Source organism: Paraburkholderia sp. GAS33 (genome assembly GCF_050436645.1).
In the GTDB taxonomy this organism is placed as follows: domain Bacteria; phylum Pseudomonadota; class Gammaproteobacteria; order Burkholderiales; family Burkholderiaceae; genus Paraburkholderia; species Paraburkholderia phenazinium_B.
On record NZ_JBNDMP010000002.1, the window covers coordinates 28,712 to 52,881 of the forward strand.

General features: G+C 62.3%; 17 protein-coding genes. 5 read left to right on the forward strand and 12 right to left on the reverse strand.

Annotation, left to right across the window (positions count from 1 at the left end; genetic code table 11):
* Positions 1-34: 34 nt before the first annotated feature.
* Complete coding sequence (locus P3T24_RS06540; RefSeq protein ID WP_429433298.1) at positions 35-4,999, reverse strand: response regulator; 4,965 nt, start codon at positions 4,997-4,999, stop codon at positions 35-37.
* Positions 5,000-5,322: 323 nt separating this feature from the next.
* Between P3T24_RS06540 and P3T24_RS06545 the strand changes: the two genes are divergently transcribed.
* The 4 genes from P3T24_RS06545 to P3T24_RS06560 are packed head-to-tail and all read left to right on the forward strand — an operon-like array spanning position 5,323 to position 7,709.
* Complete coding sequence (locus tag P3T24_RS06545; RefSeq protein ID WP_429433300.1) at positions 5,323-5,646, forward strand: thioredoxin family protein; 324 nt, start codon at positions 5,323-5,325, stop codon at positions 5,644-5,646.
* A 38-nt stretch (positions 5,647-5,684) separates the two neighbouring features.
* A complete protein-coding gene (locus tag P3T24_RS06550; RefSeq protein WP_429433302.1) occupies positions 5,685-6,437 on the forward strand; it encodes a GntR family transcriptional regulator in 753 nt (250 codons plus the stop codon).
* A 16-nt stretch (positions 6,438-6,453) separates the two neighbouring features.
* Entirely contained in the window at positions 6,454-7,347 is an 894-nt protein-coding gene (locus tag P3T24_RS06555) for a sulfite exporter TauE/SafE family protein (protein ID WP_429404857.1), read from the forward strand.
* Complete coding sequence (locus tag P3T24_RS06560; RefSeq protein ID WP_429433304.1) at positions 7,344-7,709, forward strand: DUF1634 domain-containing protein; 366 nt, start codon at positions 7,344-7,346, stop codon at positions 7,707-7,709. Before P3T24_RS06555 ends, P3T24_RS06560 begins: the two co-directional genes overlap by 4 nt.
* Positions 7,710-7,730: 21 nt before the next feature.
* Here the strand turns inward: P3T24_RS06560 and P3T24_RS06565 are convergent, their stop codons facing one another.
* The 8 genes from P3T24_RS06565 to P3T24_RS06600 form a co-directional block, all read right to left on the reverse strand.
* Positions 7,731-8,549, reverse strand: coding sequence for a formate/nitrite transporter family protein (locus tag P3T24_RS06565; protein WP_074264443.1), 819 nt, complete (start codon positions 8,547-8,549; stop codon positions 7,731-7,733).
* Positions 8,550-8,734: 185 nt separating this feature from the next.
* The gene (locus P3T24_RS06570) at positions 8,735-9,385 is read right to left on the reverse strand and encodes an ATP phosphoribosyltransferase regulatory subunit (protein WP_429433306.1); all 651 of its coding nucleotides are present in this window, start codon (positions 9,383-9,385) and stop codon (positions 8,735-8,737) included.
* Positions 9,386-9,663: 278 nt separating this feature from the next.
* Positions 9,664-10,146 carry a DinB family protein gene (locus tag P3T24_RS06575; protein ID WP_074264442.1) on the reverse strand — a complete coding sequence of 161 codons (483 nt, stop codon included), beginning with the start codon at positions 10,144-10,146 and terminating at the stop codon, positions 9,664-9,666.
* 50 nt (positions 10,147-10,196) lie between these two features.
* The gene (locus P3T24_RS06580; RefSeq protein WP_429287040.1) at positions 10,197-11,219 is read right to left on the reverse strand and encodes a DedA family protein/thiosulfate sulfurtransferase GlpE; all 1,023 of its coding nucleotides are present in this window, start codon (positions 11,217-11,219) and stop codon (positions 10,197-10,199) included.
* 144 nt (positions 11,220-11,363) lie between these two features.
* The gene (locus P3T24_RS06585) at positions 11,364-12,491 is read right to left on the reverse strand and encodes a DUF2827 domain-containing protein (protein ID WP_429433308.1); all 1,128 of its coding nucleotides are present in this window, start codon (positions 12,489-12,491) and stop codon (positions 11,364-11,366) included.
* The gene (locus tag P3T24_RS06590; RefSeq protein ID WP_429433310.1) at positions 12,488-13,663 is read right to left on the reverse strand and encodes a DUF2827 domain-containing protein; all 1,176 of its coding nucleotides are present in this window, start codon (positions 13,661-13,663) and stop codon (positions 12,488-12,490) included. Before P3T24_RS06590 ends, P3T24_RS06585 begins: the two co-directional genes overlap by 4 nt.
* Positions 13,660-14,841 (reverse strand): DUF2827 domain-containing protein, encoded by a 1,182-nt coding sequence (locus P3T24_RS06595; protein WP_429434268.1) that lies wholly within the window; start codon positions 14,839-14,841, stop codon positions 13,660-13,662. Before P3T24_RS06595 ends, P3T24_RS06590 begins: the two co-directional genes overlap by 4 nt.
* Before the next feature lie 114 nt (positions 14,842-14,955).
* Positions 14,956-20,034 (reverse strand): YadA-like family protein, encoded by a 5,079-nt coding sequence (locus P3T24_RS06600; protein ID WP_429433312.1) that lies wholly within the window; start codon positions 20,032-20,034, stop codon positions 14,956-14,958.
* A gap of 902 nt (positions 20,035-20,936) precedes the next feature.
* Between P3T24_RS06600 and P3T24_RS06605 the strand changes: the two genes are divergently transcribed.
* Positions 20,937-21,770 carry an EAL domain-containing protein gene (locus P3T24_RS06605; RefSeq protein WP_429433314.1) on the forward strand — a complete coding sequence of 278 codons (834 nt, stop codon included), beginning with the start codon at positions 20,937-20,939 and terminating at the stop codon, positions 21,768-21,770.
* A 40-nt stretch (positions 21,771-21,810) separates the two neighbouring features.
* Here P3T24_RS06605 and P3T24_RS06610 read toward each other — a convergent pair whose 3' ends face one another.
* The 3 genes from P3T24_RS06610 to P3T24_RS06620 form a co-directional block, all read right to left on the reverse strand.
* On the reverse strand, positions 21,811-23,130 hold the full coding sequence (locus P3T24_RS06610) for a DUF3443 family protein (RefSeq protein ID WP_429433316.1): 1,320 nt from the start codon (positions 23,128-23,130) through the stop codon (positions 21,811-21,813).
* A gap of 11 nt (positions 23,131-23,141) precedes the next feature.
* The gene (locus P3T24_RS06615) at positions 23,142-23,612 is read right to left on the reverse strand and encodes a DUF2844 domain-containing protein (protein WP_074264435.1); all 471 of its coding nucleotides are present in this window, start codon (positions 23,610-23,612) and stop codon (positions 23,142-23,144) included.
* Between the two features lie 240 nt (positions 23,613-23,852).
* Positions 23,853-24,170, reverse strand: a complete 318-nt coding sequence (locus P3T24_RS06620) for a chaperone modulator CbpM (RefSeq protein ID WP_074264434.1) — start codon at positions 24,168-24,170, stop codon at positions 23,853-23,855.

Consider the following 24,170-nt stretch of genomic DNA (forward strand, 5'->3'; position numbering starts at 1 on the left):
ACAGCAGTTCTTCAGATATAGCACAGACGTTGCGTCAGTCCGCGCAACGGCGCAACAGATCGACCAGCGCGATCGGATCATACGGCTTGCGCAAGGGAATGGCGTTGGGCAACCGCTCCCGTTGTTCGGGCGTCAGCACCAGATCGTAGCCGGTCAGAAAGATCACCTGCAAGTGCGGATGATCGCGGCATGCATCGATCGCCAGATCGACTCCCGACTTGCCAGCCAGGCCGACATCGGTCAGCAGCACGTCGAACGGCCGCTCGCGCAGCACACGCATGGCTTCCACATCGCTTGCGGCCTCGACGATCTGCAGTCCGAATGTCCTGAGCAATTCGGTGGTACTCAGGCGCACCAGTTCGTCGTCTTCGACGTACAGAATGTTCAAACTACTGACGGCCTCGGTGACGTCGTCGGCGGCGTCGCCGCCAGCAGCCGCTCCCGCCTCCTGCACGGCGGCAATGGCTTCGTCGTGCGGCTGCCAGAACTGGTTCCGCAGCACGTGACGCACTTTGCGAGCGAGCGCCTCGTAAGTGTACGGCTTGCTCAGCAACTCGATGCCTTCGTCCAGTCTGCCGGCGTGTACGATTGCGTTGTCCGTGTAGCCCGAGGTAAACAGCACCACGATATCGGGCAAGCGCTCGCGCGCCTTGCGAGCCAGTTCGGTACTGCGCAGCGGCCCCGGCATCACCACGTCCGTAAACAGCAGATTGATCGGCACGCCGCTCTCGACGATCGCCAACGCGCTCTGTGCATCCTTGGCCTTGAGCACCGTATAGCCGAGGTCGCTCAGCATCTCCACTACCGTGCTCCGCACGTCTTCGTCGTCCTCGACTACCAGCACCGTTTCCGCGCCGCCCTTCGCCGGCCCTGCATCGATCTGCGTTTCGAGGTCTTCTTCCTGACGCACACGCGGCAGATAGATGCGCACCGTCGTACCGTGACCCGGCTCACTGTAGATCTTGACGTGGCCGCCCGACTGCTTGACGAAGCCGTACACCATGCTGAGCCCGAGACCCGTACCCTGCCCTTCAGGCTTGGTCGTGAAGAACGGCTCGAAGGCACGCTCGCGCACTTCCGGCGGCATGCCCGAACCGGTATCGGTGAGCGCGACCATCACATACTGTCCCGGCGTCACCTCGGCATTGCGCTGCGCGTAGGCGTCGTCGAGCGAGGCGTTGCCGGCTTCCATGGTGAGCTTGCCGTGTCCGCGCATCGCATCGCGCGCGTTGATCGCCAGATTGAGCAGCGCGTTTTCGACCTGGAACGGATCGACCAGCGTATTCCACAGACCGCCCGACACCACCGTTTCGATTTCGATGCCGTCGCCGAGCGCGCGGCGGAACATATCGTCGAGACCGCGAATAAAACGGCCGAGATTGACGACCTTCGGCGCGAGCGGCTGGCGCCGCCCGAAGGCTAGCAGCTGCGAGGCCAGATTGGCGCCGCGCGCCACACCCGCCAGCGCATTGCGCACCCGCTGCTCGGCCTTGTCGACACCGGCCACGTCCTTTGCCAGCAGTTGCAGATTGCCGCCGATCACCTGCAGCAGGTTGTTGAAATCGTGCGCTACGCCGCCGGTCAGCTTGCCGATCGACTCCATCTTCTGCGCCATGCGCAGCGCCTCTTCGGCGTGCTGCAGCGCTTCGGCGTTGTCCCTGTCGGCGGTGACATCGCGCCCCACGCCGTGGATACGTTCCGAAGCCGGATCGAGGGACAAGGTCCACGCCACCCAGCGCCACGCGCCGTCGGCACGTTTCAGGCGAGATTCGTAACGCACCGGCACGCCTGCGCGGCGCAAACGCTCCAGTTGCCCCGTCACCATTTCGACTTCGTCGGGGTGAAGCAGATTCAGGTACGAGTGCGACATTAACCAGTGCAGCGGATAGCCGAGCGTACTCTGCCACGACGGACTGATGCGTTGCAGCGTGCCGTCGAAACTCGCCACCACCAGCAGATCTTCGCTCAGTTCCCACAGACGGTCGCGATCGGCGACCGCTTCGCTCACGCGGCGCTCCAACGTTTCGTTTAACTCACGTAAGGCACCCTCGGCTTTGGTGCGCTCGGCGATTTCCGATTGCGCCGCCTGATAGAGCCGCGCATTGTCGATCGCAATGGCCGCCTGCGCCGCAATACCCACGACGATGCGTTCGGAGCGCGTCGTGAACACACCGGGTTCCGGATGGCCGAACAGCAAACCGCCGATCACTTCACCCGTGCGCGAAATCACCGGCGCGGCGAGGTAGCTGCGCACTGGCAGGTGGCCGGCGGGCATGCCGCGAAACGGCACATTCCTGCCATAGCGCGGGTCCTGCGTCACATCGTCGACACGCACGATGCCCTCGCCCTTGAAGGTGGTCTCGAACAGGGCGGTAATGCGCGGCATCGGCAAACTGGCGAATGCTTCTTTCGGCGCGCCGGAGAGCGCGTACAGCATGTAGCGGTCACCGTCATCGTCCCGATTAGCCTGGCTGAACTGATCAACCTGCGCTTCGGGTGGCGACTGCACGTTATAGAAAAACGAGCCAAACGCGGCGCCCGTGAGCTCCGTTGCCGCATCGGTGACGACCTGAACGGCGCGGCCCAGGTCGAGTTCCGCCGCCACGGCTGTGCCGACGCGGTTGAGGATTTCCAGCGTGCGCGACTCTTCGCGCAGATTGCGCTCGGTCTCGCGCCGCAGCCGGGCCAGCTGCAGATTGCCTGCCACGCGCGCGACGAGTTCACGCGCCGAGAAAGGCTTGGTCAGATAGTCGTCGGCGCCGGACTCGAGGCCGCCTAAGCGCGCTTCCTCCCCTGCACGGGCCGAGAGCAGCAGTACCGGCGTTTCGCGCAAGACCGGGTCGCTGCGAAGTTCGCGCAGCAGGCCGAAGCCGTCGAGCCGCGGCATCATCACGTCCGAGACGATCAGATCCGGCAGCGCCGCGCGTGCCACTTCCAGCGCTTCCTCGCCGTCGACGGCGACCTGAACCTCATGCCCTGCCTGGCCGAGAATGCGGCGCATGTAGTCTCGCAAATCGGCGTTGTCGTCGACCACCAGCACCCGCGCGACAACCTGTCCGTCCTGCAAGGGCGCTGACGTTTCGGCGGTCTCCAGCAATGATTGCGGCTCGTCGGTGCCGATCTCGTCCAACTGGTTCGACTCAGGGATCCAGCGCCGCGCGGCATCGACATAAGCGAACGCGTGCCGGCTTAGCGCGGCCGGCGAGGTTGGTGTGGCTTCAGCCGCAGACACGGCAAGCGGGCCACCGACGGGCGGCAAGACCACCGTAAAGCAGCTGCCCACACCCGGCGTGCTGTCGACCCTGATCGTGCCGCCGTGCAGTTTGACCAGCTCCTGCACCATCGCAAGACCGATGCCGCTGCCTTCGACCGAGCGGCCCGGCGACCCCGCCACCCGGTGAAACCGCTCGAACAGGCGTGGGATCTCTTCTGGTGGAATGCCGATGCCGGTATCCGCGACGCACATCTCGACGCTGCCGTCCCGCCCCTGCCGTAGCGAGACCTTGATCGAACCGGAAAATGTGAATTTGAACGCGTTCGACAGCAGGTTCATCACGACCTTTTCCCACATGTCGCGATCGATCTGCGCAATGATCGGCTCGCCACCCACATCCACGCCACGGTCCACTTCGAGTTGCAGCCCGACCGTTTCGATCGCGGAGCGAAACAGCGAGGCGAGTTCAGTCGTGAACGCGGCGATATCGGTCGGCTGGGGGTTGATCTGAAAACGCCCCGCTTCGATACGGGAAAAATCGAGCAGTGCGTTGACGAGCTTCAGAAGCCGCAGACCATTGCGATGCGTGATCTCGAGGAGATTGCGATCGGCCTCGCTGGTTGCATCCTGTTTGGCGAGCAGCTCTTCGAGCGGTCCCAGCATCAAGGTGAGCGGCGTGCGGAATTCGTGGCTGATGTTGGAGAAAAACGTTGTTTTAGCCCGGTCGATTTCGGACAACGCTTCGGCACGCCGGCGTTCTTCCTCGTACGCGTGAGCGTACCCGATGGCAGCGCCGATTTGCCCCGCGAGCAGGTTCAGAAACGCGTGATAGCCCTCGTCCAGCAGGCGGCAGGGGTTCACCGCAACAATCAGGACTGCCGCACGTCCCGTTTCGCCACCGGGCATGATGGGCAACGCGACCGCCTGGGTAGGCTCGAGACTCCATGGGCCGCTGGGTAATCCAGGCCCGAAGCGCCGCGCCAGGTCGCGCACCACCACCGCACCTTGCGTTCGCAGCGCTTCAGCAACGGGCCACGGCGCGTCTTCGGCCCCGCTCATCGATTCCGGCGCAGCGCGATGACCGGGCGCGATACCGCTTGCGCCCGCCAGTGTCACGTCCGCTGAGCCAGGTTCCGCGATGTACAGCAAGGCGAACGGGAGATCGCGCGGATTGCTCCGCAGCGCGCGGGCGCTCAATTCGCACGCGTCGCGCCACTGCCGTGCATCCGCAGTCGATGCGGCCAGTTCGCGCAGCAGCATCAACTGGCGTTCGCCGATGACGCGCGAGGTATCGTCGCTGTTCGCGCAGATGATGCCGCCGGCCGTGCCGTCGTCGTTCGGAATCGGGCTATACGAGAAGGTGTAGTAGGTCTCCTCCGGGAAGCCGTTGCGCTCCATGATCAGCAGCTTCTGTTCGACGAAGGTACCTTCGGCGCCCGTCAACGCGGTCTCGAGCAGTGGCGCGATGTCGCTCCAGATCTCGTGCCACACGACCGCGGTCGGCTGGCCGAGCGCCACTGGATGCTTGCCGCCGATAATCGACTTGTACGGGTCGTTGTAGAAGTACAGCAGATCGGGGCCCCAACCGATCCAGATCGGCTGGCGCGAGGTGAGCATGATGCGGATCGCGGTCTTCAGGCCTTGCGGCCAGTTTTCAGGCGCGCCGATCGAAGTCGAGGCCCAGTCGTAGGCGCGGATCAGTGCCCCCATCTCCCCGCCGCCGACCAGAAAGGTCGTGGTCAAACCAGCGCGCAATGCGTCGGTCATTGAACTGTCCGGCTTCATTAACGCAATCTCCTCGAGACGGTTGCCCGGTTGGATTGTTGTAGCTGTAATCGGTGGTCCCCAGCGATTCACGGCGGTGCGAAATTGCAATGGCTGCGACCCCTCCGCACGCAGAAATGCTTTCGCAGGATTCTCGCATGCAGAGCGCGTATTTGAGCATCAGAATACGTTTTGAACCACGCATAAACGATGCGCTCGCGGACGGCATGTTCGCACAATGCCGCGCGTGAAGTTTTCCGATACATTGAAGCCGTCCCGCAACGCAGAACGATTCACTCCGCGAGGTAAATCGTGCTGCCTGCCTCATCTGTTCCGGAGCAAAAATGACCACTCAAACCGCCTATTCCGTCACCTCACCGACACGTGCCGAGGTCGATACGTTAACGGGGGCAACGGTTCTCGAATTCGGCACCGACTGGTGCGGCTACTGTCAGGGCGCACAACCGGTGATCGGCGCAGCCCTCGCGGAACATCCCGCGGTACGTCATCTGAAGATCGAGGACGGACCCGGCCGCCCACTTGGGCGATCGTTCAGGGTGAAGCTGTGGCCCACCCTGATTTTTCTTCGCGATGGCGCCGAAGTCGCACGTGTGGTGCGGCCCACCGGGGTCGAGGCGATTGAGGAAGGATTGAATAGCCTCGTCTGACGCTGGGGCGATTGACATAGTGACGTCATGATGTCACTATGTCCAACATGAAAATCGATCCCGATAGCCCCACGCCGCTGTACGCCCAGGTCGAAGCGGTGCTGGCGGCCAGCATCGCAGACGGCACCTATCCGGCCGGCAGCCGCCTGCCAAACGAGGACGGCCTGATCGAGCGCTTCGGCGTGAGCCGCACCACCATCCATAAGACGGTTCAGAACCTGATCAAACGCGGCCTGATCGAAATCCGCCGCGGCAAAGGCACCTTTGTCACCCAGCCCAAAATCACCCAGGAACTGACGGAGCTGAGCGGCTTCGTCGAAGATATGCAGGCGCTTGGCCGTCACCCGAGCGCTCGTGTGCTCGACAAGCAGGTGCTGCCCGCCAGCGACACGGTCGCGCGTCACCTCGCCCTTGCGGCCGGCACGCTGGTGATGCGCATCCAGCGCGTGCGGCTCGCGGACGGCGTGCCCCTCTCGTTCGACGAAACCTGGCTGCCTAAAGACCTTGGCGAGAAAGTGATCGGCAACGATCTGGAGACCGAACCGATCTTCGCCCTGCTCGAGCAGAAATACGACACGCCACTCGTGGAAGCCGAGTACCGGCTCGAGGCTACCTGTGCAAACGAGACCGTGGCGCAGGCACTAGGTGTCGAACCTGGCAGTCCGATCTTTCTGATCGAACGCACTTCGTACGGTGCCGGACATCAACCGGTCGATTACGAACAGCTGCATTACCGCGGCGATCAGATCCAGTTCGTGACGCGGCTTGCCCGCTGCGGCAAACGCGGCTGACGCGCGGGAGACTCCGATGGATATGAGCTTCACGCTGTGGCTCTTTGCGGTATCGCTCGGTGCGAGTGCGCTCGGTGGGATGCTCGGCATGGCGAGCGGCATTTTTATCGTGCCGGTTCTGACCATGTTCGGCCATCTCGACATTCACGTGGCGATCGGCGCGAGCATCGTCTCGGTGATCGCCTGCTCGTGTGGCGGCGCAGCGCCGTTCTTGCGCGAGCGTCTGACCAACGTACGGCTCGCGGTAGTGCTGGAGACCGCCACGACCTTGGGTGCACTGTGCGGCGTGCTGCTGGTCGGGATCGTTCCGGTGTTCGCGCTGTTTATATTGTTTGCGCTGGTTCTGCTCGTATCGGCACGCCAGATGCTGGTACGGCGCAGCGATCCGGTCGCCGGCGCTTCGGTTACCTCTTCAATTGACGCTGCAACCGGCACTGCGGCGACAGCAGGCTGGACGGCTTCCCTTGCGCTCGATTCGAGCTATCCGGATCGTGCACTCGGCCGCGAGGTCGCCTATCGGGTGCAACGTGTGCCACTGGGCATGCTGCTGATGTACGGTGCGGGTTTGATTTCGGCGCTGCTCGGGATCGGTAGCGGCGTGCTGAAAATCCCCGCCATGGATACGGCGTTGCGCCTGCCGATCAAGGTCTCGTCGGCCACTTCCAACTTCATGATCGGCGTGACGGCGGCTGCCAGCGCCGGCGCCTGGTTTCTGCGCGGCGATATCGTCAGCGCGATTGCCGGACCGGTTGCACTCGGCTCAGTAGCGGGTGCGGTACTCGGCGCACGGGTGCTGATGCGTCTGTCGAACGACAAGCTGCGGCTGATGTTCGTCGCGATCCTGCTTGTGCTTGCGGTACAGATGCTGTTCGAAGCATTCCACGTCAAAGCCGTGAGCGGGCCGGTATGAGCGACCGTTTTCCGGCTTCGGCCACGGCCTCCCCTACGACCTTCGCCTCGGTGATGACACCGCTCGAGCGCTGGCTCGCCGCGTTGCTAAAAGGCGGCACGTGGATAGCGTCTCTCACGATCGCCGCGGGTTTGCTTCTGCTGTTGCCGGATGTCCACACCGCATTGCATCGGTCGGCGCTGCCGCCAGGCATGCCGCTCGTCACTGCCGGCATTGCGCTGTTTATTCTCCTGCCAGTGCTGCGCCTGATCCTGATGCTCGGCGTGTTTCTGCAGCAACGCGACTATCGCTACAGCGCAATTACCGTGCTGGTTCTGCTGATCGTGGCGGCGGGCTGCGCGGTCGGCGCGCATTGGGCGTAGCCGCCGCTTCGGATCAGTTCGTCAGTGGGTCTGCGCGCTGCCTGCCGAAACCGGCAAGCGGGTCTTCGACGGATGGCCAATACCGCCTTCCTGCAGCCAGTAGCCGAGCCCCATGAAAATCGCGCCGCCCGCCAGGTTGCCGAGCGTGACAAAAATTTCGTTGTGCACAGCACCGGCCAGCGTGATGTTGTCCGGATGCTCACCGATCAGGGCGAGTGCGAACACAAACATATTGGCGACGCTGTGCTCGAAGCCGCTTGCCACGAACGCGAACACGGGCCAGAAAATCAGACCAAGTTTTGCGCCATCGTTATTGGTGCGCGCTGCCATCCAGATAGCGAGGCACACGAGCCAGTTGCACAGCAGGCCCTTGGCGAACAGCGCGAGACCCGGCGCGCTCATCTTCGCGGACACCGCCTTGAAGAAGACTTCCGAGCCATCGGTCAGCAGCACGCCGCCGCCCGCCGCATGCAGAATCGCCGCGAGCACCACCGCACCGATCAGATTGCCGATCCAGCACACCACCCATACCAGCACCATCCCGCCGACACCCGTCTCGCCGCGCAACACCGCAAACGGCATGTACATGGCCGTGCCGGTGAACAGATCCGAGCCGGCGAACACGACGATCGTCAACGCGCAGGCGAACACCGCGCCCATGATCAGATGCACATAAGCCGGATCGACATGCGAGCCGACTGAAAACATCAGGATGTCGCCGAAGCCGATATAGGCCCCGGCCATGGCCGCACCGATCAGAAAAGCGAGCGGCGAGCGCGCGATCGACGACGCCTTGTGCGCGCCGACCTTTGCGAATTTATCGATACTCTCTGCGTACATCACATGTCTCCGCGAATGGGGGATACCCTCCTCAACCGCAGAGGGTGCGTCAAACTGGCGCACATGATAGGACGAGCGAATTCGAGCTCCGTTACGGATGTAACCAGAACGGGCAGGTCTGGCGGGTGGGCCTACTGTGCTCCCGCGGCGACCCGGGTTCTGTATCCCTTTTTAGCGCGGCTGCACTAGGACGGGGCAATAGCGGTGGCCGACAAACCTTGTGTGCCCATCGCCAGCAGCAAGCGCTCTGCGCCGATCCCGAAGCCCGCACCCTCCCGATACGCGCCGCCACCGGCCACCTGCTGCTGCGCGCCGAGTTCGGGGCAGCGGATCTCGAAGCCCTCGCCATTCAGGTAGTAGCTCAGGCCCCGCTTCGCAGCGATGTCGAATGCGTAATCGAGTCCCAGCGAATCGAGAAAGCCCGCGCCTATTTCACGGCTGCGCACGAGCGCGCGCTGCGGGTTCGAACACAGGTACTCGAAGCCCAGTTGCACGAATTCGCGGTACCGTCCGGCCTGGGGCCGCTCATAGCGGTAACAGCGAGCCACGTAGAACAGCATGCGTTCCTTGCGGCGATCGAGCAGTTCCTGACATCGCTCCTGAAAGAGCGCGGTCACCTCGGGAATCAGGCAACAGGGCCGGCCTTTCTTGTCCGGGAAGGCCCACATCTGGCCAATGATTTCGCTGCCGCCCGCTTTCTGCACGAACGTATCCTGCGACCACAACGCAGGAACGATGGCCTCTTCCGCGCCTGCGTCAATGAAGGTAGCTCCGGAAGCGATTCTCCAGCGCACGGGCTTGCGCCGCTTCTTCACCGACGATAAAACGCGTTCCACGGATCATGGTCATGACTGAACTCCTGAGGATGATGAAATAAAAAAAAGGCGCCATAGGCGCCTTGGTCGTTTTCGCATGAGCGAGGAACTCAGTGGGTTCCAGGCTTCGCTGCTATGAGACGTAACGAACCACGGCGCAACGGACTGCTGCCGTGATGATGGTGCGACCGGAATGGGACGTTACGTGGGCTCATGTACGAGATAGTGACACACGTGTCGCGGTTTGGGAAAGCCCGAGTTGCGCCGACGCTGTCGTCCGGCACGTCGGACGGTCTGGCTTAGCGTTCCAGATACTCGCGCAGGATTGCGCTCATGCGCCAGCGATGGTCCCGGTCGTGATCGGCGAGTTGCTCGGCCAGACGGTAGACGCCAACCTCATGACCGTCAGTGCGAACTCCGACCCGCTCGAACGACGCGAGCTCGGTGGCTCGCAACTGCTCGATGAGTTTGTGACGCAACGCACTGAACTCCTGGATCGCCTGGTCGCCGTCGCGCGAATGGTAGCCGCGCTCGACCGGCCAGCCGCTGACGTCCATGGGCAGGAGAGTCGGCCGGTCTTCGTTCAGCACGCGCTCGATACGCGGTCCATACAGATCGCTTTCGCAATCTTTCAGATGCCACAGATGCTCGATCAGCGGCGAATTATCCTCGGCAGGCATGCGTACCAGCAGCTCACGCGACATGCCGGCAAACGCCTTTTCCAGAAATACCGGCATCTCGGCAAGCTGATTGAGCAGATGGAGGTGTTGCGTACTGGACATGAGGGCCCCGGAAATCGTTATGTTGTGTGTAGCGCGCCGGCACAGGCGCATCACTTCGTCATGCGTGCCCTTACTGTGTATTCGCTGTCGAGCACCGGATCGAACTCGCCATTCTCGTCGCGCGGCGCATGAAAATCCGCCGACAGCGGCTCGACCGGATAACCGCGGCGCTCCCAGGCATCGAGACCGCCCTTGAGCGCCTGGACATGGTGAATGTTCTTTCGACGCAGCTGCGCGACGATCCGCTTCGCCGTGGCTTCATTCGGGCAGACACAATACACCACGATCGGACGCCCGCGCAGTTTCTCATCGAGTTGCTCTGGCGAATCGAGATCGAGGGCACGCGCGCCCGGTATCCGATACGCTTCCTTCGCCCGCACTTCCGGAGGCCGCGCATCGAAGATAAGCGGCGGCGCGCTTGACTTCATCAGCTCGTCAAGCTGCTCGGGGCTGATGCGAATCTCCGCCAGCCAACGACGAAACTGAAACCGTCGCACCCAGCGATAGCCGACAAACAGCACGGCCACCACGGCGAAAACGTCGAACACCGTGGCGCCGTTCTGGCGCACGAGTTGCACGCCTTGCGCGATCCAGTCGTGCAGCGCCGCGCCGCCGACCAGCCAGACACCCGCCCATAGCGCGGCGCCCACGATGTCCCAGAACAGGAAAACACGTGCATCGATGCTGGTGGTGCCGAGCAACGGTGCGGCGATCAGGCCGATACCGGGGATGAATTTAGCCAACGCGAGAATCGGCGCGCCGTGGCGCTCCAGGATGTTGCGCGCAAGTCGCACTGCGGCGTCGAACGACAGTGAAAAGCGCACCAGCGAATTCAGCATCCGTCTGCCGCGCAAGCGGCCAGTGGTGAACCACAGGACGTCCGCCAGCACGGTGGCGCACACGGCGGCGAAAAACACGCTGGAGTAGGACACTTCGCCGACGGCAGCCATGGTGCCCGCGAGAATCAGCATAGGCGCGGCCGGCACCGGCGCGCCGAGTTGCGTGATCAGCACACTCATGAAAACCACCCACGCGCACAGCGCAGGGGGAATAGCGGTCGGAAGATGCCACACGGTACGGCTCCTGCGGAAAGCGAACGCCCTGAAGAGTGCCGGGAGTACCTGGCACAGGCGTTTGATATCCGATTCTAATCAAAATCGGCTAACCGCATCGTGCAAGTGCACAAGCCTTTAAGGCGCTAGTGGCGCCTCAAAGGCTTAGCGGACCGGCCGCGCCAGCAGATCGTCAAGCAACGCGCCGTACGTCGCCACCAGTTGCCGGTCGTCCGGCAGATAGCGCGCAATCAGGGCGCGCTGCTGTTCGCGGTACCAGGATGCGTGCGCGTCGTGTGTCTTGATCGCCTCCACCACCCGGCGCGCGCCTTCGTCGGCATCGTTGCCTTCGTAGTAGTACCCAAGGTCGCGGCATAGCGAGGCGTTGTGGATCAGCGGGTAACCCTGCCAGCACACTTCAAGGTAAAAGTAGTTCAGCGGATTTTCGAGCTGATGGGAAATGACGATATCGGTGTTTTCGGCCAGAAACACCGGGGTGTCGTGCCGGCCGAGGAATACCGCCTTGTGATCGCGGACGATATCGAGCTGATTCATGAGGGCGATGAAATCGAGGCTTTCCCGCGCGATCTGCTCGGCATTCGTCACCTGCAGCAAGGCGATCCGCTCAGGACACCTGCGATAGGCGAGCTCGGCAATCAACGCCGGGTACAGGCAGAACTTCACTACGTTGATGTTCGGCTCCATCACACTCAGGCGCCGCGCACCGTCGTGGGGCTGGTACTGACCTGCGTGCAGCAGACCTTCGACGCGCTCATCCAGAAACATCGGACTCCAGACAAACGGCACGACCCGGCCGGACTGCCGGCGCAATACCTCGAAATATGACCGGCTGATATTCGCGACCTGCGGAATGATCCAGATGTCGTCGTAGCGCTGATTGACGAACAGCGTGTCGCCCCACGCCGGCTTGCGGAACAACACCGACTCCATCGCGTGAACATATTCAAAGCCGCAGCAGTACGATACGAGCCGCACGTTGCGTTGTTTCAGGTACTCGGTTTGCGCGGCGTCGATCTGGCCGCCGAGTTCGATGAGTACATCGAGATCGTCTTTCGCCGTCTCGAACGATAGCGTGGGATAGCGGACCTGATCCCATGGCAGCGCAGCGGTAATGGCAACCGCCGTAGTATTCACGAGCACCACCCGCGCGACCTGCGGACAATGCCGTAGCGCCTCGGCAAGAAACGCTGCATTCTGCTTGATGCCGTTATTCCACAGCGTCTCCGCCTCGTGGTGCAAGCCAATCGTGATGCCAATGCGCAGAGTGCTCATGATGGGATACCCAGATCCTGAGCGGGCGCATAGAGCGCGGCAAGCGCATTGCTGTACGTGCGCACATTGTCGTCGTTCTCGGGATCCAACCCGCGCAGGAACGCGTTTGCTGTCTGGCGGTAAGCACTGAGATGGGTATCGTGCTCGGCGAACGCCCGCTGCAAGGCGTGCCCGCCTTCCAAGCAGTCGAAGTCGTGATAGCGGTATCCACACTCGCCGATCAGATGCGCATTGTGAATCAGTGGATAGCCGCCATACAGTGCCTCGTAGTAGACATAGTTCTGTGCATTTTCCCAGTGATGACTGACCACTACGTCGACATCGCCCGCGACTACCCGGCAAAACGGAAAGCGCCCCTCGAACGAAGTCAAACCGTGCTTCACGATGTCGAGGCTGCGCGCGAAGCCATTGAAGCTCACGTGCTCTTTCAGATGGAACGTGTTGTAAGCCCACACATGTTCGAGCATGTCAGGATTGGAGCGATGCGCCGCCTCGCAGGACAGCAGCGGCACGAAGCTTGTTTTCACCATGCAGATGTTGGGCTCGAAGATGCCCGCGCGCCAGCGCCGCCGTCCTGGCCGATAACCGAAGCTGAGACCCTCAGGCAGGCGCGCCGCTTCGCGCTCGAGCACTAGTGGGCTCCACAGATGAGGCATCACACGCACCGGACAGCGAAACGTACTAGCGTAATAAGGCACACAGGTGTTCTCGTACTCGGGCAGCGTCCAGACCTCGTGATACGGCGCAGCTGAAATCAGGAGACCATGTGGCTGATCGAAGATCATGCGCTCGATGTCGATCACATAGTCGTTGCCCACCCGCATCGAGACGATCTTGCCGCCGCGTTCGCGGAACGCCACCACCCATTCGCGCGCCAGTTGCGCACTCATCTCGATCATCACGTCGAGCGTCGTGGCGGCCTCGTTCATGTCGATGAGCGGCACGGGCGAATCGGCGAGAAAATTCTTCGCATCCTCGGGCCGGCCGTCGCCGCCACCCGCCACGAGGTAGGTCGCCTCCACCAGCGGCGAGCGCATCAGCAGCATCACGAGAAAAATGCAGTTCTGGTAAATGCCGTTTTCCCAGACCGACTGCTCGCCCTTGCGTACGAAGATCGACACGCCGACCCGCAGCTTGCGCGGCAACCCAATTTGAACGGGATCGAGATTCATGAGCGGCTCGCGTGAGGGGCAAACGCCGTGTCGCGGCACAGATGCAGCAGTCGGGCGGCGTACGCGTCGAGGTTGTGCTGGCTGAACGGATCGACGCTTGCGAATACACGCCGCGAGCGGGCCCGGTAATCGTCGAGACTCTCCGCGTGGTCAACCGCGGCGCGCTGCAACTGCGCTGCGCCCTCGCGCGCATCGAAGCCGCGATAGTAATACCCCGCGTCCTTGAGCCACGGCGAGTTGTGCACCAGCGGATAATCGCCGTAGAGCGCGTCGAGGTAGCTGTAATTCTGTTCGTTCTGCCATTGATGCGACACGATGGCATCGGCATGCTGCACCATGAAGCCGACAATATCGTGCCGGCCGTGAAAGGTGGCCTTATGCTGGCGCACGAGATCCAGCGAGTTGGCGAAATACAGCATGGTGGGATGATCTTTCAGGTGCAAGGTGTTGAGCACATGCATCGCCTCAACCGTTTTGGCATCCGCGCGATAAGCCTCGTCGCAAACCAGCATTGGAATGCTCGACGTCTTCACCACCGAAATGTTCGGTTCGAAAATTGCCACGCGCAGGCCGCGGCGTTTGGCGCCATCCGCTTCGACGGTTGCCGGTTCATTGGGCATCGTCTCGCGGGCTGCAAAGCCATAGTGCATGCCGAGCGCCTCGACTTCACGCATTCGCTGCCGAACAAACTGAGGATGCCAGATGAACGGCGCCTCGTGCACATCGCAACGATGCAGGAGACGCATCATCGGAGCAAATGCGCTGTCTTTCGGCAGGTGCCAGACCTCGTCGCAACGATCGGGACGCGGTGCATGAGTGGGTTTCGTAAAGATGGCGGGCTCGGCAAGGCCGACGTAAGGCTGCCCGCAGCAGTAGAAGACCACCTTCTTGCCGCGCGCACGCATCAGGTCGAGCCATTCGATATCGAGCGCCCCGCCCATTTCGACGATCACATCCACCTCGTCGCTGGCCTCGTGCGCCCTCATCAGGCGCAGATTGCGTGCTGCCAGATCCACCTGCGATGGCATCACCCCCTGGTCGCCGACATCGATCAGCACTACCGATTGCACAAACGGCAAGCGCTGAAACAGCTCCGCCAGAAAGATGACGTTCTGCCCCAGGCCGTTCTGCCAGATGTTCTGACCGGTATGGGTAATGACGGAGATGCCGATGCGCATAGTCACATTTAACACATGTTGAAACGGACCCTCACCGTGGGCGAGGATCCGTTGATTCGCTCACCGTGCCGGCGGCGCCCTGGAGAGGCCGGCGCGTCAACGCCGGCGCACGCATTACCAGGAATATCCGACACCGGCGTTGACCAGCACGTGAGCGCCATCCGTTGCGCTGGCTCCCACCTTGACGATGGTGTTTTGCGTAAGCCGCGCACTGGCGCCGATGGCGATGGCACTGTATCCCGCATAGTTGCCCACCCCTGCGGCGACCTGGAAGGTCTTGCCCTGTTCCACCTGAGGCAAACCGGCCAGCGCGCCCGCCATGGCGACGCCCGAATACGCTGCACGCGCCGTGTCGTTGATATTCTGCTGAACGCCTTGCAGTTGTGCAACGTTTACCGCATCGGTCGGATTGACGCCCGGCGCCACGTTGGTGATGGTCCGCTCATTGCCTGGCGAGCCCACCGATACCGAGTTCGCCTCGCTCGCCACCGAGCCCGCGCCGATCGCCACCGAATTCGGCGCTGACGCTACTGCGTTGGCGCCCACTGCGGAAGAACCGGAGCCAGTTGCCTGGGACCCCGAACCCACCGCAACGCTGTTGTTCGAGCTCGCCGTCGAATTGCCGCCGATGGCAACCGACTCCGTACCTGTGGCGCTTGCTGCGCTGCCTGTCGAATTCACGGCGACGTACTTGGAATTCGACGACGACCCTCCTGTTGTCGTGCCTTGCGAGATCTGCGTAACCTGGCCGCCCAGCGTGCCGATTTGCGTTTCGAGTGCGAACAACTGGCTGCCGTTGACCGCGTCGGTGCTGGTCGCGGTAATCGCGCCTGCTGCGATATTGGTCAACGCAACCGCAGAGATGGCACCGACACCGCCGAGCGTCACGCTCGTATGCGCAGCGTTGTCGTACAGCACGGCATCGCTTGCTACTGAGGCCACTGCCTGCAACTGGCTTACGTTCACCGCATCGGTCGGCGCGGTGCCGGCCGCGACGCCGGAAAGCTGGCGTGCGCCCGCGGTGCCCGTGAAGTCGACGCTGGTACCGCCCGTGTTGGCGCCCACCGTGATGGCGCCGTTGCCCGGCGCGCCGCCTACCTGCTGCACGAGGCCCACGGTGCCGTTCTGGATGCCGGTCGACAGCGCGGTGACGCTGCTGGTGGCGGTGGTGAGGCCGGTAGACAACGAAGCGACGTTACTGTTGGTGGTGTTCAGGCCCGTCGACAGTGAAGCAACATTGCTGTTGGTCGTGTTGAGGCCTGTAGACAGCGACGCTACGTTGCTATTCGTCGTGTTCAACCCCGTCGACAGCGAGGCAACGTTGCTGTTTGTGGTAGTGAGTCCGGTAGACAACGACGCGACATTGCTGTTCGTCGTGGTCAGGCCAGTGGACAAAGACACAACGCCGCTCTGTGCCGTGCTCACGCCCGTCGACAGCGAAGTGATGCTCGTCGCGGTCGAGGTGGAGAGCGAACTCAACTGACCGTAGTTCACCGCGTCGGTCGGGTTCACGCCGGCGGCAACGTTGGTCAGCGTCACCGGCGTGGTCGAACCGACACCGCCCAACGTGACCTTGGTGTGGCTTGCATCGTCGTACTGGACCGAGTTTGCTACGCCTGTCGACAGCGAGGCTACGTTGCTGTTGGTGGTGGACAGACCCGTCGACAGGGAGTTGATGCCGGTCGAGGTTGAGGTCGAGAGGCTCGCTACGGCACTGTTAGTTGTACTGAGGCCGGTGGACAGCGAGGTGATGCCGGTTGAAGTCGAGCTCGACAGGCTGGCCACGTTGCTGTTCGTCGTGCTGATGCCGGTGGACAACGAGCTCAGACCGGTCGAAGTCGAAGTGGAAAGAACCGCGACCGTGCTGTTGGTGGTGCTCAGCCCCGTGGACAGCGAACCGACACCCGTCGACAACGATGCAACATTGCTGTTAGTGGTGGACAGGCCCGTCGACAGCGAGGTCACACCACTTTGTGCCGTGCTGATGCCCGTCGAAGTCGAAGTCGACAGCGAAGCCACGCTGCTGTTGGTCGTGCTCAGGCCGGTGGACAGCGAGGTCACACCACTTTGCGCCGTGCTGATGCCTGTCGAGGTCGAAGTCGACAGCGACGCCACGCTGCTGTTGGTCGTGCTCAGGCCGGTGGACAGCGAGGTCACACCACTTTGCGCCGTGCTGATGCCCGTCGAGGTCGAAGTCGACAGCGACGCCACGTTACTGTTGGTCGTGCTCAAACCTGTCGACAGGGAACCCACGCTACTGGTCGTCGAACTCAGCCCGGTCGACAACGAAGCCACGTTGCTGTTGGTCGTGCTCAAACCCGTCGACAGCGAACCCACGCCACTTTGCGCTGTGCTGATGCCGGTCGAAGTCGAGGTCGACAGCGAAGCCACATTGCTGTTCGTCGTGCTCAAACCCGTGGACAGAGAAGTCACACCACTTTGCGCGGTGCTGATGCCCGTCGAAGTCGAGGTCGACAGCGAAGCCACATTGCTGTTCGTCGTGCTCAAACCCGTGGACAACGAACTCACCGTGCTCCCCACCGAATTCACCTGGCTCGCTACCGAGTAAAGTTCGCTCCCGTTCACCGCGTCGGTACTGGTTGCCGTAATCCGCCCCGCCGCGACGTTCGTGATCTGCCGCTCCGCACCGGATGCGCCGACGCTCACGACGCTGGTGGGCGTCGCGCCAGCAAAACCGCCGAAGGTCGTCGATCCGACCGTCGCGCTGCTGGTAGGGTTCGCGGTGGACGTCACCGAACCGTATCCCAGTGCGACATCGCCGGGATTATGAGCCACGGCAGCCGGTCCTATTGCAACGCTATTCGTCCCAAGTGCCTGCGAGTCCGCCAGCGTCGAATTGGCGTGGAAATACTTGATGCCCTGGCTGTCGAGATTGCTCAGCGCTGCACCGACGTTGTTGACCGTGCTGGTCGTACCGTTCGCGTTGTACGTCGTGTACGCGGGCGGGCTGACCGCACCGGTCGACGGGTTATAGGTGGCTCCGCCGCCCAACGCCGACGCCGTGCTGGTACCCAGGGCGTTGACGTTGGTCTGGACGGTGCTCACCCCAGTCGACAAGCTGGCGATGCCGCTGTTCGCGGTCGCGAGCCCGGTCGAGGTCGAAGTCGACAATGCCGTCACGTTGCTGTTCGTCGTGATCAAACCGGTCGAGAGCGAGCCCACGCTGCTGGTCGTCGAACTCAGTCCCGTCGACAACGAAGCCACGTTGCTGTTGGTCGTGCTCAAACCTGTCGACAGCGAACCTACGCCGCTTTGCGCGGTGCTGATGCCCGTCGACGTCGAAGTCGACAGTGCCGTCACACTGCTGTTGGTCGTGCTCAACCCGGTCGACAAAGAGGCCACACCGCTTTGCGCCGTGCTGATCCCTGTGGAAGCCGAGGTCGACAAGGTGGTCACATTGCTGTTCGTCGTGCTCAATCCCGTCGACAGACTGGCGTCGCGGCTCACCGCCGTGCTCAGCCCCGTTGAGGTCGAAGTCGACAGCGCCGTCACATTGCTGTTGGTAGTGCTCAACCCGGTCGACAAAGAGGCCACACCGCTTTGCGCCGTGCTGATCCCCGTGGAAGCCGAGGTCGACAAGGTAGTTACATTGCTGTTCGTAGTGCTTAACCCGGTCGACAGCGAATTCACCCCACTTTGCGCCGTGCTGATCCCCGTCGACGTCGAAGTGGATAACGAAGCGAGACTGCTCGCCGCCGTGCTCAAACCGGTCGATGTCGAGGTCGACAAACGGGTGATACTGCTCGCCGTGGTACTCATGCCAGTGCTCAACTGCGACACCGTGACCGCATCTTGCGGCGCGGAGCCGTCGGCTACATTCGTGATCCGGCGCAATGCGCTGGCGCTGCCCACCGATACCTCGGAAAGAGGCGCTGCAGTACCCGTCAGATAACCCGTGCCAGTCGGCGCGGCCGTCCCGGTCACGCTGCCTGCGCCGATCGCCACGCTGTTCGCGTAGCTGGCGCTGCTGCCCGTGCCGAGCGCAAGCGACCCGTTGCCAGCGGCGATCGAGTTGTAGCCGATCGCCGACGACGACGTCCCGCTTGAGGTCGCGCCGTCGCCGATCGCAGTTGAATTGTTGCTGCCTGCAGTGGCATACGTCCCGATCGCCGTAGCGCCCGTACCGGTTGCAGTCGATGTCGTGCCGATTGCGGTCGCACTCGCGGCGCTCGCCGTAGCGAATGTGCCGAGCGCCGTGGCCGCCACGCCCGATGCCGTCGCCGCATCGCCGAATGCTGAGGCCTGCGAAGCATTGGCAACCGTACCATTGCCGCCGATGGCGGCAGAGAACGTCGCCGTCGCGCTCGCGCCATTACCGATCGCCACCGCCTGCTGCGCTGCACGGGCACTGTAGCCAACCGCGGTCGCCTGGGTTGCCGAGCCCACCGCGCTCTGCCCCAACGCCACCGAAGATGCACCCGCCGCGGTCGCCGACTGTCCCAGGGCAACCCCGCTTGCAGCCGAGCTCGTCGCGGCATAGCCGATCGCCACACCGCCCGCCGCAGTCGTCCCCGTGACCGACTGGCCGCCGATAGCAATGGAGTTCTGCCCCTGTGACACGGCCGGCGCTGTAGCGTTGGCGCCGATCGCGACCGATCCCACGCCCGAAGCCGTAGTAAAGCTGCCCGCCGCGGTGGCGTAGCTAGCCGATGATGTGGCGCCTACCCCGAATGCCGTTGCGTTCGCCGCGGTGGCGGACGTGCCGTTATTGCCAATCGCGAGCGTATTGATCCCGCTGGCGGTGGTCTGGCCGCCGACCGCGGTCGAGTCCTGGCCAGAAGCCGTTGCCTGGGTACCGAGCGCCAACGCATCTCCGAGGTTGGCGGTGGGGTTCGAGGCGTAGGCATTTGAGCCAATCGCAATCGTCGATGCGCCGTTACCGGTCGCCGTGGCGCCCTTGCCCAACGCAATACTTCCGTAAGTTCCCGAACTGGTCGAGGCAGCCGACGCACCCGGCCCTATCGCCACCTGACCCGCGCCCGAGGCGTTGCCCCCGCCAGCCTGGTACTGCGCCTGCACGGCGCTGACTCCCAGGCCGGTAGTCAGCAAGACGGCAGTGACAGCTTTCGCAATACCCGATTTATTCGGCTTGCCGCGCGCGGATGAGATTTCCGATGCCGCCACCCACGCACCGAGTGCCTCATTCCAGATACTTCTGTATGACCTGTTCATTTTCGAAAATCTCTCTCAGGTAACGCGCGACACCAACCGGATGTTCTGGTATTCAGCAGACAAAATTATCCGGACTCAAAGACCAAATCCCGACGCGCATAAAATTGGGATGAGCGGATTCTATGAGCTTCGGTATTGGATGATTGACAAGCAATGCAAATTCAAGCGGCGACATTTGTTAAAAATCGTCAACTCGATGCGAGGAAGCTAATCTTCCTATCTTTTAAATTCAAAGGGCCGGTAAAAGTCAGCAAGCATCGCGCTAGTTTGAGACATGCGAACACAATGGAACAGATCGTCCCAAAGCCCCACCACATGGGTATCTCAGCCAGCCAAATCCTAGAAATATAAATTAGCCAGACTATTAAAGATGCGCACCGAAAGGCACTAAAGTTCAGGCAGAAGGAACGATATTTTCAGTCAATTCATTCGGCCAGATTCGATAATCATCATATCAATACGCCTCAGATTTCATCAAAAATCATCACCACGATCAGATTAAAAATGAGACAGCACCAACTCAAAAACCAATTTCCTATCTCGCAAATCAGACCAGACACCGTTATGTCTTTTCTGCATTTCTCCATGTTTTCGCCATTTAATCCCCATGATTTAACATCATTTAAAACTTAAGCGTCTCCAGCTGTCGATTCTTGACAGTTTTCCGAAACAACCCGCTTTATGCTTGAGTCCATCAAAGCGCCGCCGCGCCTAGGCGATGTGCCGGACATGCAGTTCGCAGCGCGCGAATCTGGTTATTGCACTCTGTGTCGAACCGCTCCTTGCCGGTCAATTAACCGACACACGGGCGAGGCATTCGCCTAAGCTCTGCAGGAAGTAGCCCATACAACCCTTGAGGGCCGATTCGAGCTTGCCGCTCACACTTTAGAAAGGAATGCCCTGTGGACCGCATCGGAAGTGCCGCGATATCCCTGTCGGGCCACGGCGCCGCGAACGAAGCGGCGCCCTCCGGCTCCGACGAAAAACTTGCGCAACGGATTCGCCGAGGCCTGCGGGCGGGCGAGTTCAGCGTTGCGTTCCAGCCGGTTGTGCACGCGCAGAGCCTCAAGCTGCTCAATGTCGAATGCCTGCTGCGCTGGCAGCATCCCGAGTATGGCCTGCTCCTGCCCGAATGCTTCGTGTCGGCCTTCGAAGACAGGGACACCGCGCGCGAGGTCAGCGAATTCATGCTGGAATCGGTGTGCCTGCAACTGGCCGAGATGCGACGGACCGGCCAGGCGTTGCCGGCGGCCGCCATCAATATCCAGCCGTCGCAATTGCTCGATGCGACGCTGGGCAGCACAGTGCGCGCGACAACCCAGCGTCACGGCATCGATCCCACGCTCCTCGAGTTCGAACTGGTTGCTACCGAAGACGCGTCGACACTCTTGTCCACGCAGGAATTCACACGCTCGTTGCGGCAACTCGGCGTACGCCTCGCGCTCAACGACTTTGGTTCGGGTTATTCGCCGCTCGCCATGCTGGGCACGGTGCAGATCGACACGGTCAAACTGGCACGCGGATTTCTGACCCGCGTGCCGGCATCGCCGCGTGACTGTGTGGTGATGACCGGTTTGCTCGACATGCTCGACAAGCTCGAGATGCGGGTAGTCGTAGAAGGCGTGGAAAGCGAGGCTCAGCTACGCTGGCTCAGACAACGTCCGAAGGTCTACGTGCAGGGCTATCACGTGGCGCGCCCACAAGCCAGGCTTGCGGATGCGCTCGCGATGAATTGAGCGGCGCGCGCGAAGCAACGCCGCACGCCAGCCAGTTCGGTCAGCTCGATGTGAAGGCGACGTACGGACCCGTGCCGCCACCGGCCGACGCCGTGCCCGTGATCCCATAGTAGACGTGACGTCCGTAGAAGAACGGCATGCCCATGTCGAACACGCTGGTCATGGAAGCGGCCATGTCGTTGAATGCATAGTTCCCCGTAGCAAATAGCGTGTTCGCATTCGCCACGTTGAAATCGACGGTCGCGGTCACGAGATTGGTCCCGGCTATAGAGACGGAACGCGACAGTGTCGTGCTCGGGATGTAGTACTTGAGCGCGCTGGTGCCAATGCTGGTGTCCTGGAAAAACAGGACGCTCGATCCCGAGTCGAAGAAGGCGTTGCTGGTATAGGTGACGCCGTTGTACGTCGCGGTAAAGTCTCCGGACAGATCGGTGCCCAGCACGGTCGCGCCGGCTCCCGCCAGCGTGTTGTTGGCCTGCGTGTCGATCCCGAAGACCAGCGTGCCAGTGGACGACACCGCCCCCGTCGAACCGACTGCAGGCATCTCCAGCACCACGCCGTTGTTATCGGCCGCGAAGAACTGCACCGGATTGCCCACCTGTTGCGCGAGCGGCTCGTTGGCCACGCCGCAGCTCGTGCCGCTGCAGGCGTAGTAGGTGCCCGCAGGGCTATTGCTCACGCATTGGCCACCACAGTCCTGCGGGGCCACACCTACGCCGAGAATGCCGTTCGCCCCCAGATCCGTGGGTTGGGCGAGAACCGGCTGCTGCTGGCAAGCGCTCGGCGCGCTAGCCGCCAGCGTCGAATCGGACACCACCTGAATGGGCACGTTCTGGGCCACTTCGCCGGACATCTTGAGGTCGACGTTGCGCACGGTGCCCCATGTATAGCCGCTGCCGAACAACGCGCACTCGGCGATGGTGGCACCCGTCGACGTTTGGGTCTGCGCGTTCAGCGTGTTGAGCGTGCTCGACGGAATCGCCGACGCAAACAGACGCAAGCCGAACGATTCGGTGTCCACCAGCACGTTATCGATCGTCGAGCAGTTAGCGGTCGCGCCGGTGCCCGCCGTGCAGATCGTGACGCTGGCGAGCGGAGAATTCGCCCGATTGAACTGCGTGAACGAAACCACCACGGGAACCGTATTGGCAGCCGTGCTCGCAGTCGGCGTCGCGGTCGGCGTTGCCGAGCTGACGGTGTTCGTCGTGGCCGTCGTACTCGTCGCGGGGGTGGTCGTCGTTGAATTGCTGGTCGTATTGCCGGTCGCCGAAGTCGACGACGAGCCGCCGCCACCGCCGCCGCAGGCGGCAAGGCCAGCCAGAAGCGCCGCGACGAACGCGCGGGCCATGATTTGTTTCATGTTTGTCGTGTTCATTGCAGGTCGTCTGGACTGGTGCCTTGTGGGAGTGCTGCAGGCAGATAGGCCCGGCCCGTGAAATTGCCCATATGTCCGCCGGATTGCACCATCAGGCCGGGCGCCTGCACGGTAGCGGGTCCATGGCCTCCGCCTTGAGCCGCGCGTGCGGCGCTCGCGCCCTGCAGATACGTTGGAAAGTAGCTGCCGAGCAGGCTGTTGAGCGGTGCCATCTGCGGTCCATGCCAGACGACAGCGAATACGGTGCCGGTTTGTCCGATGTATTCGCGCACGACCGTCCCGCTGGTCAGCGTGGTTTCGTTGACGGTGTACGGCACCGCTGCCGAGCTGACGTGCTGGACCAGGCGAGTCGCCTGGCCCGAACTGCTGGCCGGCCAGGTGGGCGCGCTGCCGAGTTCGGCGTGTGCGGGTATGCCGGCGGCGAGCGCCGTCATGGCGGCTGCCGCGCAAAGCACGCTGGTTTTCATTGGTTCCCCCGTATTTATTCGTCGCGCGAAGGAGCGTGAATTGACATTCACGACATCACACAGGGGCAATTATTGTGGGGAGAGCGGGATTTTGATTCGCGGAAAAGAGCCGGAGATAGGGCCCTTTTGCGAGTTTGTCCGGTGAGCCGCGATGCCTTGTCCGTGGCGGCTCAGCGGGGCAATTGTCAAATCCGCGCCGGTGGCGCGCAACAGTATGGCGTCGATGGGCGAATGCCTGCTTCAGCCGCTACGGGTGCGCCTTGGATGCGCCCGCAACGAATCGATTTCGTCGAGCAGATCGAGCACGAGCGCGATGCCCGGCGGATTGATCTCGAGATCGTGCGCGAGGCGGTGGGCGGTGCGCACGCGGCGCAATGCCGTGCCGCTAAAGCGCCACTCTTCGGGGCGCGCGCCTTGCGGCTCGAACGCACCTTCTGCGACCCACAGCGTCACCTCGTCTTGCGAGGCACCGCTCACGCGGCACAACTCGACGAGCGTGAACTCCATCTCTTCATTCACAATCTGACCTTCCAGATAGGTCGTCACGGACTCTTTCAT

What these genes read in the sequence shown, in the direction of transcription:
- P3T24_RS06540 (WP_429433298.1), bottom strand. Translation starts at nt 4,999, where the DNA reads ATGAAGCCGGACAGTTCAATGACCGACGCATTGCGCGCTGGTTTGACC.
- P3T24_RS06545 (WP_429433300.1), top strand. Translation starts at nt 5,323, where the DNA reads ATGACCACTCAAACCGCCTATTCCGTCACCTCACCGACACGTGCCGAG.
- P3T24_RS06550 (WP_429433302.1), top strand. Translation starts at nt 5,685, where the DNA reads ATGTCCAACATGAAAATCGATCCCGATAGCCCCACGCCGCTGTACGCC.
- P3T24_RS06555 (WP_429404857.1), top strand. Translation starts at nt 6,454, where the DNA reads ATGGATATGAGCTTCACGCTGTGGCTCTTTGCGGTATCGCTCGGTGCG.
- P3T24_RS06560 (WP_429433304.1), top strand. Translation starts at nt 7,344, where the DNA reads ATGAGCGACCGTTTTCCGGCTTCGGCCACGGCCTCCCCTACGACCTTC.
- P3T24_RS06565 (WP_074264443.1), bottom strand. Translation starts at nt 8,549, where the DNA reads ATGTACGCAGAGAGTATCGATAAATTCGCAAAGGTCGGCGCGCACAAG.
- P3T24_RS06575 (WP_074264442.1), bottom strand. Translation starts at nt 10,146, where the DNA reads ATGTCCAGTACGCAACACCTCCATCTGCTCAATCAGCTTGCCGAGATG.
- P3T24_RS06585 (WP_429433308.1), bottom strand. Translation starts at nt 12,491, where the DNA reads ATGAGCACTCTGCGCATTGGCATCACGATTGGCTTGCACCACGAGGCG.
- P3T24_RS06590 (WP_429433310.1), bottom strand. Translation starts at nt 13,663, where the DNA reads ATGAATCTCGATCCCGTTCAAATTGGGTTGCCGCGCAAGCTGCGGGTC.
- P3T24_RS06595 (WP_429434268.1), bottom strand. Translation starts at nt 14,841, where the DNA reads ATGCGCATCGGCATCTCCGTCATTACCCATACCGGTCAGAACATCTGG.
- P3T24_RS06600 (WP_429433312.1), bottom strand. Translation starts at nt 20,034, where the DNA reads ATGAACAGGTCATACAGAAGTATCTGGAATGAGGCACTCGGTGCGTGG.
- P3T24_RS06610 (WP_429433316.1), bottom strand. Translation starts at nt 23,130, where the DNA reads ATGAAACAAATCATGGCCCGCGCGTTCGTCGCGGCGCTTCTGGCTGGC.
- P3T24_RS06615 (WP_074264435.1), bottom strand. Translation starts at nt 23,612, where the DNA reads ATGAAAACCAGCGTGCTTTGCGCGGCAGCCGCCATGACGGCGCTCGCC.
- P3T24_RS06620 (WP_074264434.1), bottom strand. Translation starts at nt 24,170, where the DNA reads ATGAAAGAGTCCGTGACGACCTATCTGGAAGGTCAGATTGTGAATGAA.